Genomic DNA, 16,063 nt, shown 5'->3' with positions numbered 1-16,063 from the left:
ATATGAAGATAGTAGTATGTGTTAAGCAAGTTCCAGATACAAATGAAGTTAAAATAGACCCAGTTACAGGTACACTAATAAGAGATGGGGTTCCAAGTATAATAAATCCAGATGATAAAAATGCCCTTGAAGAGGCTTTAAGATTAAAGGATGAAATGGGTGCTCATGTTACAGTTATAACAATGGGACCACCACAGGCTGAAAGAGCTTTAAGAGAAGCTCTAGCTATGGGAGCAGATGAGGCAGTTCTACTTACAGACAGAGCCTTTGCAGGAGCAGATACATTAGCGACATCACTTGCACTTTCAAAGGCAATTGAAAAGATAGGATATGATGTTATTTTTGCAGGTAGACAGGCTATCGATGGAGATACAGCACAGGTAGGACCGGAAATTGCAGAACATATTGGTTTACCTCAGGTAACATACGTAGAAGAAGTAGAGGTAGAAGGCAAGGAGCTTAAGATAAAGAGAGCTTTAGAGGATGGATATGAAAAAATCAGAGTAAGTATGCCATGTGTACTTATGTGTATAAAAGAATTAAATAATCCAAGATATATGAATATGTCAGATATATTTACTGCATATAACAAGGAAATCAAAGTTATGACTGCAGATGACCTTGATGTTGATAAATCCCTCTTAGGACTTAAGGGTTCACCAACTAAGGTTAAGAAATCTTTCACAAAGGGACCAAAGGGTCAGGGTGAAAAGATTGATATGCCTCCAGTTGAAGCAGCATCCTTTGTTGCAGCAAAATTAAAGGAAAAGCATTTAATATAACGGTAGGAGGGATTTAGAATGAATAAGGAATATAGAGGCGTATGGGTATTCGCAGAACAAAGAGATGGACACTTACAAAAAGTTTCATTAGAACTTATTGGAAAAGGAAGAGAAATTGCAGATAAATTAGGAGAAAAATTAACAGCAGTTTTATTAGGATATGAAGTTCAGAATTTAACAAATTCATTGATTTCACATGGAGCAGATGAAGTTATACTTGTTGATAATGTGTTACTAAAAAACTACACAACTGATGCATATGCAAAGGTTTTATGTGATTTAATTAACGAAAGAAAACCGGAAATCATGTTCATTGGTGCTTCATATATCGGTCGTGATCTTGGACCAAGAGTTGCTGGTAGATTAAAAACCGGACTTACAGCAGATTGTACATCCCTTGATATTGATCAGGAAACTGGAAATCTGCTGATGACAAGACCAGCATTTGGTGGTAACTTAATGGCAACAATTGAATGTCCAGACCATAGACCACAAATGTCAACTGTAAGACCAGGTGTGTTCAATGTTCCATGTGCAGATGAAAAAAGAACAGGAAAAGTTGAAGTAGTTGCAACTGACTTAAAAGAAGAAGAAATAAGAACAAAGGTAGAAAAAATTGTTAAATCACTTAAGGACAAAATAGATATAACAGAAGCTGAGGTTATAGTTTCAGGAGGACGTGGAGTTGGAAACAAGGAAGGCTTTGCATTAATAAAGGAGCTGGCAGAAATTTTAGGCGGAGTTGTAGGAGCTTCCCGTGCTGCTGTTGACTCAGGCTGGGTTGAAAAAGATTATCAAGTAGGTCAGACTGGAAAAACTGTAAGACCAAAGCTTTATATAGCATGTGGTATTTCAGGAGCTATTCAGCATTTGGCAGGTATGCAGGAAAGTGATTATATAATAGCAATAAATAAGGATGATTCAGCTCCAATTATGAGTGTTGCTGACTTAGCTGTAGTTGGAGACCTTTATAAGGTTATACCAGAGATGATAAAGGAAATAAAGGCTCAAAAATTCAGCTGTGAGATATAATTAGACCTTAGCAAAAATAATATATATAGGGTATTTAGAAAATATTTTCTAAATACCCTAAAACACTATTTATATAAGGGGGTTATATTATGAAAATGTGTGTTGTAGGAGCTGGAACAATGGGCTCAGGTATTGCTCAGGTTTTCGCTTCAAAGGGCTATGAAGTAGTACTATGCGACATCAAAGAAGAATTTGTGGAAAAGGGATACAACGGAATAAATAAGGGACTTTCAAAATTAGTTGAAAAGGGAAAAATGGATGCACAAGTTAAAGAAGGAATCATGTCAAGAATCTGCAAAACAACAAATTTAGAGGATGCAAGGGATTGCGATTTGGTTGTGGAAGCTATAGTGGAAAATATGGATATTAAGAAGGATTTATTTAAAAAATTAGATGGAATATGTAAAGATGAAACAATACTTGCGACAAATACATCATCTTTATCAATAACAGAAATTGCAGCTGCAACTATGAGACCAGACAGGGTTATAGGTATGCATTTCTTTAATCCAGCACCTGTTATGAAACTTATTGAAGTAATAAGGGGAATAGCTACTTCAGATGAAACATATAACAAGGTAAAAGAGATTTCAACAGCAATTGGAAAAGAACCAGTTGAAGTTAAAGAAGCTGCAGGCTTTGTAGTAAACAGAATATTAATCCCAATGATAAACGAAGCAGTTGGAATTTTAGCTGAAGGAATTGCAACAGTTGAAGATATAGATAAGGCAATGAAATTAGGAGCTAACCATCCAATGGGACCACTTGAATTAGCTGATTTTATAGGAAATGATGTAAACCTTGCTATAATGGAATATCTATATAAAGAAACAGGTGATCCTAAATACAGACCACATACATACCTCAAGAAGATGGTAAGAGCAGGATATTTAGGAAGAAAAACTGGAAAAGGTTTTTACGATTACAGTAAATAAATAGGGACATATAAGTACTGTTTATTATAAAAATAACATCTCCTATCAAAGGAATAGCAATTACAAGGCACACTTTGGAGGAGATGTTTTTTTATGCCTTATCGCATATGTTTACAATACCACTTATGATATATTTTATAGCCAAATCCCTGTAAAAATACGATTGATATTTACAATAATATATACCATAATGTGTAAAGGTAAGATTATAAGGAGTAGTAGGTAAAATTATGATAAAGTTTTATAATAGAGGAAACAAAAAATATCAGATAGAAAAGGTAGCGGGTAATTGGGCTATAAATTGGATATATGGTTCAAGGCTTGTTGGAGCAGGACTTCTTCACTTTTTGATTAAGAGAAGAATAGCATCAAGAATTTACGGCATTTACTGTTCTATGTCTGTCAGCAGAAAGAAGATAGAGAAATTTATAAGGGATTTTAATATCGATATGGATAGATTTGAAGTCCCAGAGGGTGGATATAGGAACTTTAATGAATTTTTCTATAGAAAACTAAAGAAGGATAAGATAAATATTGAAAAAGAAGATAGGCTTCTTATATCACCCTGTGATGGAAAGGTTCTTGCATATCAAAATATAGACATAGATATGATTTTGCAGGTTAAAGATATCACATATTCCTTAAGGGAATTAATTGGTGATTATAATGTTGCTGAAAAATATAATAAAGGCACTTGTTTAATTTTTAGACTTTGTCCATCAGACTATCATAGATTTAATTTTATAGATGATGGAATATGCCAGAAGACAAATAATTTAAAGGGATTCTATTATTCGGTAAATCCTGTTGCACTTGATAAAATAGAAAAGCTGTTTTGTGAAAATAAGAGACAATGGAGTATTTTTAATTCGAAAAATTTTGGGGATATACTCTATGTAGAGGTTGGAGCAACTTTTGTTGGTTCAATTGTTCAAGTGTATGAACCCAAAGAAGAGGTTGAAAGAGGAGATGAAAAGGGATATTTTAAATTTGGTGCGTCAACAGTGATTCTTTTCTTTAAAGAAAATACAGTTATAATAGATGATGATATATTAGAACAGACACAAATGGGATATGAAACCTTTGTTTATATGGGTGAAAAAATAGGAGTTAATAAATAGGGACATATAAGTGGTGTCTGCAGCCAGTTAACAACATCTTCCTTCAAAGGAAACGCTAACGAAAAGCTTAACTATGAAGGGAGATGTTTTTATTATGCCAAGGATTGAAAGACAGAAAAAGCAAGGTACTATTTTCACGTAATGGCAAGAAGCATAAGCAAAGTGGATGAGTAAATTAAATTGAAGGTTGTTTGATGATCATATTAATTTTATTAGCCATAGGGTTACTAATATGGGGTGTGGCTATTTATTTAAAAAATTTTAACTATTATACTTTTTGTTTCCAATATTAGAAAATTAATCATGGACAACAATTAGTAAAAAGGCTCTTCATCGATAGTAGTTGTGGTTGACAAACTATGAGATGGTACACATAAACACAATTAATATCTAATAGATGACATTTCCTTTCAAAGGAAATATCAATAATAAAATAAGCTTTGAAAAGAGATATTTTCTTATTACTAGAATAGTAGAATAGTAAGGTAAAAACAAGGTAATGTCATTTTACAAGTTATAGCAATAATAAAGTCATAAATAATAATGTAAAAAAGTTGCAAATAAATGGTTAATAAAGGATAGATATAAGAAATAATTATATTTATCAGTTAGGATAAGTGGGACAAGTTACTTAATATATATATAATTTATATATATAGGTACAATTTACAGATGGATGTAGTCAAGCCTATAAAAAAGGGATAAAATTAAAGATATATCGAGAGATTTAATGATGCTTTCTAGTAATTAATAAATTGTTAGTATTGATATATTATGTAATAAATATGTGAAAAAGGGTGAGAATATGAATTTTGATTTATGTTCAATTCAAGATATAGTTCAGAAATATGCAGATATTATCTCACAAGTTTCGGGAGTAGATGTAGAAGTAGTGGATAAAAAATTATATCGTATTGCCGGTACGGGTCTTTATGCTGGAAATGTAAATCAGGACATGTCCTCTGAAGGGTATGTTTATAGACATATTTTAAATACTGGAGAGACAAAGATTATTTATAATCCTGGAGAGGATCCTTTGTGTTTTAATTGTCCAAATTGCAGTAATTGTCAGGAAACTATTGAGATTTCCATGCCAATAAAGATTCATGAAGAAATAATAGGAATTATAGGACTTGTAGGAAGTAGTAAGGACCAAAGAGATTTAATTTTAAAAAATGAGAAGCTGTACCTCGAGTTTGTTAATCAGATAGCATATTTTATTGCTGCAAAGGTTTTAGAATTGAAGGAAAGAGAAAATAACTTATCCATAATAGCTATCTTAGAAAGTGTAATTGATTATATGAATCAAGGGGTATTGATACTCGGGAAAGGTAATATCATAACAATATGTAATGAAAGTGCCAAGCAGCAGTTAGGTATATCCATGTTAAAAGGTAAAACTATGCAAATTATTTATACTGGTGATGAACTTAATAATACATCGGAATACAAGATGATAATAGATAATAAAGAGGTATTTATCATGGGAGAGGTGTATCCATTTGGGCTAAGAAATGATCAATATACCAGTATCGTTATTTTTAAAACGGTTAAAACTATACACTCTGATCTATACGAAATGATGGCTACACATAAAGCAGTAGATGCAAAAAATATTATAGGTAGTAGTGAGGAAACAAAAAAATTAAAAAGCAACATAAAGAAGGTGGCTGGTTCAAATTCCACGGTGTTGATTACAGGAGAAAGTGGAACAGGTAAGGAAATGGTTGCTAGAGCCATTTGGCAACAAAGTGAAAGAAGGAACCAGAAATTTGTGGCTGTCAATTGTGCAGCCATTCCCGAAACGTTACTGGAAAGTGAGCTTTTCGGCTATGTTAAGGGAGCCTTCAGTGGAGCTGATCCAAAGGGAAGAATAGGAAAGTTTGAACTTGCAAATCAGGGCATAATATTTCTAGATGAAATAGGGGATATGCCTATATACCTTCAGGCTAAGCTGTTAAGGGTACTTCAAGAAAGGACAATTACTCGTATTGGCTCTAATCAGGTTATTCCTATAGATGTTCGAGTTATAGCAGCTACAAATAAGGATCTTAAAGCTATGATTGGAACAAAAAAATTTAGAGAAGACCTGTATTACAGGCTAAATGTTATACCCATTAGTATTAAGCCTTTAAGAGAAAGAAGGGATGATATAGAAGAACTTACAGGTTATTTTGTTAAAAGATACAGCTATTTACTAAATAAACCATTTAGCCATATTGAAAGAAGTACTATGGAGAAGTTAAAGAACCATATGTGGAGAGGTAATGTAAGAGAATTGGAAAATACTGTGGAATTTATGGTTAATATGATGGAAAGTGATGGAATTCTAAATGATAGAACTCTTCCGATGGATTTTTTTGAGAATATTCCTAAGAGTGTGGCAATCAATAATAACTCAAACATGATAACACCTCTTAGGGAGCTTGAGTTTAGGGAAATACAGAAGGCTCTAAGTATTTTCGGGGATACAACAGAAGGAAAAAGAAGGGCAGCGATGAGTCTGGGCATTAGTTTAACTACCTTTTATAGAAGGTTGGAGGAAATGCTTAATAAATAGAATTATTCAGAATTTTCATAATGAATATTCAATTTTAAAAATGAAAAATAATTGAAGTAAAATATGTTATTAGAATAAATTTAATTTAGGGTTAGTATAGACGTTTATTAATTACACTTATAAACGTCTTCTTTTATTTATTAGATTTATATCCTTTGAAATATCTGCTCTTTTAAACTAGCATATAAATATATTTTCGGTAAAGCGTAGATTTTTAAAATTTGGCATAATAATTGCTTTATATTAAATTAGTAAAAAATATGGAGAAAACTTTATCAACTGGTAAACGATAGAAGGAGGATGGACTGATGAAGGAAGCCTTTAAGATGGTACAATTTCAACGCAAAAAAGGGAAACATTATCCTTTAAGTTTTCTTAATATCGATATAGCAAAGGAGGTGAAGAGCTTTCATGAAAGTTTTCCGGTTTATGCTGAGACACCTTTAAGAGACATGAAGAATCTAGCTAAAGAATTGGGTTTAGGAGCCATATATGTAAAGGATGAATCCTATAGATTTGGGCTGAATGCTTTTAAGGTGCTGGGTGGAAGTTTCGCAATAGGGAATTATTTAGCTAAGAGACTTAATAGCAGTATATCGAAAATGCCGTATGAAAGATTAATATCTCAAGAGGTTAAAGAAAAACTTGGGGATATAGTTTTTGTTACTGCAACTGACGGCAATCATGGAAGAGGAGTAGCATGGACAGCAAAGCAGCTAAAACAACACTCAGTGGTATATATGCCAAAGGGGAGTGCTAAGGAAAGATTAGATAACATTATTGCAGAAGGAGCAGAAGCGTATATAACTGATATGAACTATGACGAAGCGGTGCGCTTTGCAAATAGCATGGCTGAGAAAAAGGGCTGGGTAATGGTTCAGGATACCGCCTGGGAGGGCTATGAAGATATTCCTAAATGGATTATTCAAGGTTACAGCACCATGGGTTATGAGGCATATGAACAATTAAAGAGACTTGGAGAGAAGAAGCCAACACATATTTTCCTTCAAGCAGGGGTAGGTTCCATGGCTTGTGCTATCACAGGTTTATTCTCAGCCATTTATGGCGAAGCTAGACCGATTATAACCATAGTAGAACCTAATAAAGCTGATTGTATTTACAGAACAGCAGAAGCCAATGACGGAAAGTTACGTTTCGTAACAGGTGATATGGATACTATAATGGCAGGTCTTGCCTGTGGAGAGCCATGTACAATAGCTTGGAATATTATAAAGGAATATGCTGACAATTTTATATCTTGTCCGGACTATACAGCTGCAGAAGGAATGAGAATTTTAGGGAATCCACCTAAAGGAGATGAAAGAGTTATTTCTGGTGAAAGTGGAGCTGCTGCATTTGGTTGTGTAGCAGAAATAATGACCAACAATAATTTGGCTTGGATGAGGGAAAAACTTAGGCTTGATGAAACTTCAAGGGTTTTATTTATTAGTACAGAGGGAGATACAGATAAAGAAAATTACAGGGACATTGTTTGGAACGGAAAATATCCAAGCTATGATAAAAAATAAATGTTGAGAGGTGAGAAAATGCTTAGTAAAGAAAGAGAAGAAAAGGTGATTAGTTTATGTCAGGAGCTTATAAGAGTTAAGAGCTATTCGGGGCAGGAAAACAAGGTTGCGGAGGTATTAAAAAGAAACTTCCAGGATTTTGGATTCGATGACGTAATAATAGATGGATACGGAAACATTATAGGCCATATAAAAGGAAACAAGCCAGGTAAAAAAATACTTTTTGACGGTCATATAGATACAGTTCCGGTAACAAATCCTGATGAATGGGCTTATCCACTTCGGAGCAGAGATTCATGATGGGAAAATATATGGAAGAGGTGCCTCAGACATGAAGGGAGCTGTGGCTGCAATGGTTTGTGCTGCAGCAAATTTCGCAGAGGACTGCAATAGAGAATTTGCTGGAGATATTTATGTAGCAGGTGTGGTTCATGAGGAATGCTTTGAGGGTGTTGCTGCAAGGGCTATAAGTGAAAAAGTAAAGCCTGATTATGTGATTATAGGCGAAGCCTCTCAGCTTAACATTAAAATCGGACAAAGGGGCAGGGGAGAAATAATAATCGAAACTTTTGGAAAACCTTGCCATTCAGCAAATCCAGAAAAGGGCATCAATGCAGTATATAAGATGGCTCAGGTAATTGAAGCAATAAGAACCTTAAAACCAACACACCATGAGATATTAGGTGATGGTATTTTAGAGCTTACAGATGTCAAGTCGTGGCCTTATCCTGGAGCTTCAGTAGTGCCTGAGTATTGTAGAGCTACTTATGACAGAAGACTTTTGGTAGGAGAAACAAAGGAAAGTGTATTGGCACCTATAACAGAGCTTCTCGAAGGGATGATGAAAAAGGATCCACAGCTTAGGGTTAAGGCTTCATATTCAGTAGGAAAAGAAATTTGTTATACCGGTAATGTAATTGAGGGGGAGAGATTTTTCCCTGGATGGCTCTATGATGAAAAGGAAGAATTTGTTCAAGCTGTTTATGAAGAAATAAAAGCTATGGGCTTTAATCCATCCATTACTCAATATAATTTCTGCACTAATGGAAGTCACTATGCAGGAGAGGCTAATATTAAGACTCTTGGTATAGGACCTTCAAAAGAAAATCTTGCACATACAATAAATGAGTACATTGAAATTGAACAGTTAACCTCAGTAACTCAGTGTTATTATGGGGTTATGAAGGCACTACTTAAATAAAAATAAAAATAGGGGGAATTATTATGAACAGTACACAAATAACGGCATTGGTAATAATACTATTATATATGGCAGCAACAGTTGTCATTGGTCTCGTTGTATCAAATCATAAAAAGAGTAAGAAAGAAAAGCAAAGTAACGATGATTTCCTAATGGCAGGCAAATCCCTAGGACCTATAGTTCTTGCAGGTACACTCTTTGCAGCTAACACAGGTGGGGCAAGTACCACAGGAGTGGCAACTAATGTTTATAAGTATGGGTTATCTGCAAGCTGGTACGTTATTGCAGCAGGTATAGGCTTCGTTTTAGTTTCGTTTATTGCTCCTTATTTCAGAAAAACACAAGCTAATACTGTTCCTGAGATAATACGTAAAAGATATGGTAAGTCATCACATATTTTTACAGCAATTACTTCTATTACTGCTTTGTTTATGGCTACAGGTGCGCAGATAATAGCTACTGCTTCAATAATTAACGTTGTTACTGGACTTCAATTTAAGACAGCAGCAATAATTACGACAGTGGTTGTTATTCTCTACACCATGGTAGGAGGTTTCACTTCTGTTACAGCAACAAACATTATGCACGTTTTATTTATAACCCTTGGAATGGCTATAGCTATGCTTATAATTGTTAACAATAGTGCTGTTGGAGGTTTCTCAGCGTTATTTGAAAAGGCGAAGACAATTACTAACAATTCTGGTGAAAATCTAAATCTTACTAGCATGACTAAGGTGGGACTTCCAACAATAATAGGATATATTGCTATGTATTTCATGACCTTCCCAACAGGACAGGAAATAGTACAAACTTACTGTTCTGCAAAGGATGGAATGTCTGCGAAATTAGGTTCTCTTATAGCTGGTATTATATCTGCCGCTTATGCTATAGTTCCTGCTATCATAGGGCTAGTAGCTTATACATGTATTGATGGATTTGCAGCAGGTGGTATTCAGAAAAATGCTCTAGCACAATCAACATTGACTTTTGCTCCTGCTTGGGTTTCAGGTATAGTTCTTGCGGCTATTGTGGCAGCAACTATGAGTAGTGCTTCAGGTAATATGATAGGTACTGCTACAATGTTTACCAACGATATTTTTACTCCTTATATAAATAAAGGTGTTAAGGATGAAAATAAAGAGGTTTGGGTTTCTCGTGCAACAATGGTAATAGTCGGGATTGTAGGACTTGGAGTTGCTTTAACAGCTTCAAACATCATTAGTGTTATGATGGGAGCTTTTGCATTAAGAAGTGCAGGACCTTTTGCGGCTTTTATATGTGGTATCTTCTATAAAAACGTTACACAAAGAGCAGGATTCATATCAATTGTTGCTGGTACTTTAGTAGCTGCTGTATGGATTTATGTTTTTAAAACACCTTGGGGTTTAAGTGCAATGGTTCCAGGTGGTATTATAGCATTTGCGGTCATATTTATAGTATCAGCACTAGATAGAAAACTGGGTATTAAGCCTGCAAAGGAATTAGATTTTAAATAGAATTTATGAGGTATATTATAATAAATTTCAGGGAGGGGATATTATATGGCAAAATTGTTAATAAAAAATGGTATAGTAGTTGATGGTACAGGAAAAGAAAGATTCAAAGCAGATATAGCAATTGAAAATGATGTAATAGTTAAAATAGGTGATATATGTAAAGATGGCTATGAAAAAGTTATCGATGCAGCTGGGAAAGTAGTTTCACCAGGTTTTATAGATACTCACAGTCATTCAAGTATGCTTTTATTTCAAGATCCTTTCTTAACACCGAAGATTTGCCAAGGTATTACTACAGAATTAGTAGCTCAAGATGGTATGGGACCAGCTCCTGTTACTGAGGAGACTTTATCACCATGGATTAAAGCTATGAAAGGCCTGGAGGGAGAATATCAAATAGAGTGGACTTGGAGAAGTGTAGCAGATTATCTAAAATTAATCGAAACATTAGAGTTAGGTCCCAATATTGCATACCTTGCACCACATGGAAATATAAGAATGGTATCTATGGGATTGGATAATAGAAAGCCAACTGAAAAAGAAATAAGATTAATGCAAAAGAATCTTGCTAAAGCAATAGATGAAGGTGCATTCGGTATGTCGACAGGTATGATTTATCCACCATGTTGCTATGCTGAAATTCAGGAATTCATAGAGTTAGGAAAGGTTATACATGAAAAAGGAGGTGTATTTGTAACACATCAAAGAAGTGAAGCTGATTCAATACTAGATTCAATGGAAGAAATATTAACAATAGGGAAAGAAAGTGGATGTAAAGTGCACTTCTCACATTTTAAAGTTTGTGGTAGAAACAATTGGGACAAATTCCCTAAGGTTTTGGATAGGCTTGATAAGGCTAAGGAAGAGGGAATGACAGTATCTTTTGACCAATATCCCTATGTAGCAGGAAGTACAATGATGAGTGTTATACTTCCACCTTGGGTACATGATGGGGGGACAGATAAATTAATTGAAAGATTAAAGGACCCCAAATTAAGAGAAAAGATGATAGAAGATATTGAAAATGGCATTCCAGGATGGGATAACTTTGTTAAATTCGCAGGACTTGAAGGAATATTTGTTACATTCGTTGGCTCAGAAAGGAATCAGGCTTTAGTTGGTAAAAACCTTGTTGAAGTTGGAGAGATTAAAGGTAAAGATCCTTTAAATGCAATATTTGATGTAATCATGGAGGAAGAAAATATAGTAGGATTAGTAGATTTTTATGGTACAGAAGAGCACGTAAAATTAATAATGAGCCGTCCAGAGCATAATGTTTGTACAGATGGGATCATGGGGGGAAAGCCTCATCCAAGACTATATGGGGCATTTCCAAGAGTATTGAGTAAATATGTAAGGGAAGAAAAGGCATTTACATTAGAAACAGCAATTCACAAAATGACAGGAAAAGCTGCTGATGTACTTGGATTAACAGACAGGGGTATATTAAAAGAAGGACTAGCAGCTGATATAGTAATATTTGATCCAGAAAAGATACAAGATACAGCCGATTATACAAATCCAACTCAATATCCATTAGGAATTGAATATGTATTAGTAAATGGTAAGATTTTAATCAATGAAGGTAAACCACAACGTCAGAAAGCTGGTAAAGTTCTAAGATTCAAAAAGAGATAAAATAATATGAAAAAACCTCCTATGGTAGAGTATATACAATAGGAGGTTTTTTGGGTACGCAAAAATGTTTGGGGCAATCATATGAAGAAATATGTTTCTATTATGGTTAAGTTCAGCAAAAATCCTAAAAAAGCCAGCGAAAGCCTATGTAATTAGTATATAAATGCACATACAAGGTTTTTAAAGAGGAAGTTGAATTTTTAAAGAAGGAACAGAATACAGAAATGATAGAAGGATGTTAATAAGAAACATTAAAACTAAAGAAATATTAGAATTTATCGAATCAAGACTTAGAATTGAAAAAATAAAGCTCAATACAAAACACTACAAAGAAATAGTCGAAGCAAATGCTTTAACTGTAAATTAAATGAGAAGAAGTAAATTTTTTAGAAAACTTTAAAGGGTAGAAATATCTGTTTTTTATCAAAATTGTAAGTACATGTTCCTTTAGGCTTTAAGCTTGAGGAACATTTTTTGTTTTTTTGTGTCTAAACTGGAAGAGAGAGTTTTGATATGTTACAATTTATTACAGGGGGGATGAGTACTATGAAAGCTAAAAGAAGTTTAGTAATAATATTAATGACAATATTTCTATTGTCTCTGATATCGCTAGTGACCTTTGCAAAGCAGCAGACTTTTAAACCATATAAAGTAACTGTAACTGCAAAAAAACTGAATATAAGACAGAAGGCATCATCCACAGCTAAAATTATAGGCTATTACAACAAAGGAAATATTGTCGATATAATTGGGAAAAGTGGGTCATATTTAAAAACATCTAAGGGATATATTTTATCACAATATACAAAAACACTTACAGTTACAAATAGCAAAACACAAAACACAACAAGTAGCAAAGTTGTTCAAACCACTGGAAATTCAAAAAACACTGCATCTTCAACAAAACAGGAAAATACAGGTAATGACATAAAGAGTACAGATAGTCCAGAAATACCTAAAAATGATGAAACACAAATAGAACAATCAGAAGAAGTAAAAGATGCGGTAGAGAATTCTGATTTAAAGGAAAAGTATATAGAAGTGAACGAAGATACACCTCTTCTTTTAGATATCAGCGGGAAAGAAGATGAAAGGTATGCAGTTAAGGGGAAAAAATACAAAGTTTTAGAAGAAATTGATGGATTTTATAAAATAAAAATAGGAAGAATAACAGGATTCTTACCTAAATCAAAGGCTACAGCTTTAAACACAATCCCAAAGAATAAGGTAACCATTGCCTGGGATTATACAAATACTAAAAATGGAAATAAGTTTAATTATGATGAGTCTACTGATTATGTAAATAGGAGCTCAGTTGACACAGGTTTTGATGTATTATCTCCAACCTGGTTCGGTGTAACAGGGGATTATGCTGCACCTAAATTTTTAGATTTAGCTGATATAGAATATACTAAAATTGCCCATAGAAACGGATATGAGGTATGGGCGAGATTTGCTGAGATGACAAAGGAAAGAGCCTCATATATGTTTAAAACACCATCTATCAGGGCAAGAATCATTGAGGAAACAGTTCAAAACGCGCTAAAATATAATGTTGATGGAATTAACATAGATTTTGAAGGGTTAGGAAGTGTAAATAAGGAGGGGTTTACTGCCTTTGTAAAGGATTTATCTGAAAGACTTAAGAAGGAAGGTTTAAGTGTTTCTGTAGACGTTATGAAGCCCTACAGCTGGAGTCTTTGGTTTAATGCTCCGGTAATTCAGGATTATGTGGATTACGTTATTTATATGGCCTATGACGAGCATTATTCAGGCTCAAAAACCCCAGGTTCAGTAGGATCCTACACTTGGGTTAAAGAAGGTATTGATATGTTTTTAAAGCAGGGTGTTAAGAAGGAAAAATTAGTACTTGCTGTTCCGTTTTATATGAGGGATTTCGGTGTAGTTGAAGTTATCAATCCCCAGTTTGACACCGTTGTATACCTGAAAAAAAGTAAAATATACTACGATGAGAAACTTAGTTCAAATAAGGTTTTTAAAGATTGTCTGCCAGATGAACAGTTTAAATATTTAGGGTTATCATCAGACAAAAAAAGCTATAAGGTAGACTGTTTTGGAATTACAGGATATGTACCGGTTGCTGATTCTGCATTGGTAAAAGCAAATACAAGCAAGTCCTTTGTAATCAACAACAAAGCCCTTAGTTCCCTGGATGTAAGTAAAAGAATTATAAACAATATAGGAACTCTTCTTTATGATGAGAATGCACGTCAAAGTATAGGAGCCTATGTGTATCCTATTGATGGACTTTTGCATAAGGTATGGATTGAAAACGAGGATTCAATGGCATGGAGAATGGATTTAATAAATGAATATGATCTTGCAGGAGCAGCAGCATGGAGCCTATATTGGAAACCTACTGAAGCTATACTTTCTGTAATAAAGCAAAAAATGAAGTAAGCTAGCCATATTTATTGGCTAGCTTTTTTATCTAGATAATCACAGGCACTTAAAACAGCTATTTGACCTTCGCCAACTGCCTTTGCAATTTGATATGGTCTACCAGTTATATCGCCTGCAGCATATAGTCCCTTTATATTTGTTTCCATACTGCGGTTAACAACAACATGGGGCCCATCAACTTCAAGACCAGGAACCAATGAAGATACGGGATAACTGTCCTTAATAACAAAGAAACCATCAGCTAAAATCTCACTGTTTTTCATAACAAGCCTATCAGCCTTCATTGAACCTTCAAATCTTAGAGGAGTATCATTAATGATTTCTACGTTAGAGTTAAAATTATACTCCATTTTAAATACAGGTACAAAGTAGACCTTAGTGCAGATTTCTGATAGAAAATCAGCTTCTTTATAGGATTCTTCATTATATCCAATTACAGTGGTTATTTTCCCCTTATACAAAGGGGCATCACAAGTTGCACAGTAACTTACTCCCATGCCAAGAAATGAGTCTTCTCCTTCAATTGACTTTTTAAAATCAACTCCAGTTGCTAAAATTACAGTTTCAGCTTCATAAACATCCTTTTCTGCCTGAATAGAGAAGTAATTTCCCATTGAATAAATGGCATTTACCTTTTTACTTGAAGTTTCAACATTCGTAGAAGAAAGATGATCCTCTAATCGCTTGGCAAAGTCAACTCCCTTTATATCTGGAAGACCGGGATAATTAGGGATGGATGGAGAAAGGATAACCTTTTTGCTGTCAGAACCAAATAAGATAACACTTTTATTTCTAGCAAATGCATTTATTGCGGCGGAAATCCCCGCTGGACCTTTTCCAATGATTGCAATATCGTACATTATAGACCTAAAGCTCCCTTTATTGCTGATTCAATTTGATCAGCAGGTCTAAATCCTACCATCTTTCCAACAGGAGCTCCATCCTTAAATAATATCATAGTTGGTATGCTGCTGATACCGTAGCTTCCAGCAACCTGTGGGTTCTCATCAACATCAATTTTTACAACCTTAACCTGGCCTTCAAGATTTTTAGAAACCTCTTCAATTACTGGTGCAAGCATTTTGCAAGGACCACACCAAGTTGCCCAAAAATCCACTAAAACTGGTATATCAGAATTAATAACTTCCTCTTTAAAGGTTAAATCAGTAACATGTTTTGCCATAATATATACCTCCTAAATAAAATTCTTAACATATAACATACCCTTATGGGGTATATCTAATATTATAATATTACTCATATAGAAAAAAGTCAATATGAATTTAGGAAATTACATTGATTTTTTCAAAAAAGTTGAAATTATTTTTAAGATTAATAGCCGTTA

Annotated in this window: 12 protein-coding genes and 1 pseudogene; 11 read left to right on the top strand and 2 right to left on the bottom strand. The window is 34.2% G+C overall.

The features are described 5' to 3' along the window. Positions 1 to 2 precede the first annotated feature (2 nt). The 11 genes and pseudogenes from Q428_RS01865 to Q428_RS01820 all read left to right on the top strand — a co-directional run bounded on the left by Q428_RS01865 (position 3) and on the right by Q428_RS01820 (position 14,715). Positions 3 to 782: an electron transfer flavoprotein subunit beta/FixA family protein gene (locus Q428_RS01865; RefSeq protein ID WP_035377650.1), complete on the top strand. Its 780-nt coding sequence runs from the start codon at positions 3 to 5 to the stop codon at positions 780 to 782. 18 nt (positions 783 to 800) lie between these two features. Next, positions 801 to 1,814: an electron transfer flavoprotein subunit alpha/FixB family protein gene (locus Q428_RS01860; protein ID WP_035377649.1), complete on the top strand. Its 1,014-nt coding sequence runs from the start codon at positions 801 to 803 to the stop codon at positions 1,812 to 1,814. Between the two features lie 86 nt (positions 1,815 to 1,900). Further along, positions 1,901 to 2,749 carry a 3-hydroxybutyryl-CoA dehydrogenase gene (locus Q428_RS01855; protein ID WP_035377647.1) on the top strand — a complete coding sequence of 283 codons (849 nt, stop codon included), beginning with the start codon at positions 1,901 to 1,903 and terminating at the stop codon, positions 2,747 to 2,749. Between the two features lie 230 nt (positions 2,750 to 2,979). Continuing rightward, the gene (locus Q428_RS01850; RefSeq protein WP_035377645.1) at positions 2,980 to 3,870 is read left to right on the top strand and encodes a phosphatidylserine decarboxylase; all 891 of its coding nucleotides are present in this window, start codon (positions 2,980 to 2,982) and stop codon (positions 3,868 to 3,870) included. A gap of 805 nt (positions 3,871 to 4,675) precedes the next feature. After that, positions 4,676 to 6,430 carry a sigma-54 interaction domain-containing protein gene (locus Q428_RS01845; protein WP_035377642.1) on the top strand — a complete coding sequence of 585 codons (1,755 nt, stop codon included), beginning with the start codon at positions 4,676 to 4,678 and terminating at the stop codon, positions 6,428 to 6,430. Between the two features lie 308 nt (positions 6,431 to 6,738). Next, positions 6,739 to 7,959, top strand: a complete 1,221-nt coding sequence (dpaL, locus tag Q428_RS01840; RefSeq protein ID WP_035377640.1) for a diaminopropionate ammonia-lyase — start codon at positions 6,739 to 6,741, stop codon at positions 7,957 to 7,959. 18 nt (positions 7,960 to 7,977) lie between these two features. Beyond that, positions 7,978 to 9,160, top strand: a pseudogene (locus Q428_RS01835) (YgeY family selenium metabolism-linked hydrolase). A 23-nt stretch (positions 9,161 to 9,183) separates the two neighbouring features. Next, positions 9,184 to 10,656 (top strand): sodium:solute symporter family protein, encoded by a 1,473-nt coding sequence (locus tag Q428_RS01830; protein WP_035377638.1) that lies wholly within the window; start codon positions 9,184 to 9,186, stop codon positions 10,654 to 10,656. 45 nt (positions 10,657 to 10,701) lie between these two features. Then, positions 10,702 to 12,294 carry an N-acyl-D-amino-acid deacylase family protein gene (locus tag Q428_RS01825; RefSeq protein WP_035377636.1) on the top strand — a complete coding sequence of 531 codons (1,593 nt, stop codon included), beginning with the start codon at positions 10,702 to 10,704 and terminating at the stop codon, positions 12,292 to 12,294. Positions 12,295 to 12,529: 235 nt separating this feature from the next. Further along, positions 12,530 to 12,661, top strand: coding sequence for a hypothetical protein (locus tag Q428_RS16240; RefSeq protein ID WP_278244853.1), 132 nt, complete (start codon positions 12,530 to 12,532; stop codon positions 12,659 to 12,661). A gap of 179 nt (positions 12,662 to 12,840) precedes the next feature. Next, positions 12,841 to 14,715: a glycosyl hydrolase family 18 protein gene (locus tag Q428_RS01820; RefSeq protein ID WP_035377633.1), complete on the top strand. Its 1,875-nt coding sequence runs from the start codon at positions 12,841 to 12,843 to the stop codon at positions 14,713 to 14,715. A gap of 11 nt (positions 14,716 to 14,726) precedes the next feature. Here Q428_RS01820 and Q428_RS01815 read toward each other — a convergent pair whose 3' ends face one another. Both Q428_RS01815 and trxA read right to left on the bottom strand, forming a co-directional pair. Beyond that, positions 14,727 to 15,578, bottom strand: coding sequence for an NAD(P)/FAD-dependent oxidoreductase (locus Q428_RS01815; RefSeq protein ID WP_035377631.1), 852 nt, complete (start codon positions 15,576 to 15,578; stop codon positions 14,727 to 14,729). After that, positions 15,578 to 15,901: a thioredoxin gene (trxA, locus tag Q428_RS01810; protein ID WP_035377629.1), complete on the bottom strand. Its 324-nt coding sequence runs from the start codon at positions 15,899 to 15,901 to the stop codon at positions 15,578 to 15,580. Before trxA ends, Q428_RS01815 begins: the two co-directional genes overlap by 1 nt. Positions 15,902 to 16,063 lie beyond the last annotated feature (162 nt).

The sequence above is a fragment of the Fervidicella metallireducens AeB genome (assembly GCF_000601455.1).
In the GTDB taxonomy this organism is placed as follows: domain Bacteria; phylum Bacillota; class Clostridia; order Clostridiales; family Caloramatoraceae; genus Fervidicella; species Fervidicella metallireducens.
The sequence above is the reverse complement of the archived record's forward strand: the minus strand, read 5'-3'. Positions and strand labels throughout refer to the sequence as shown.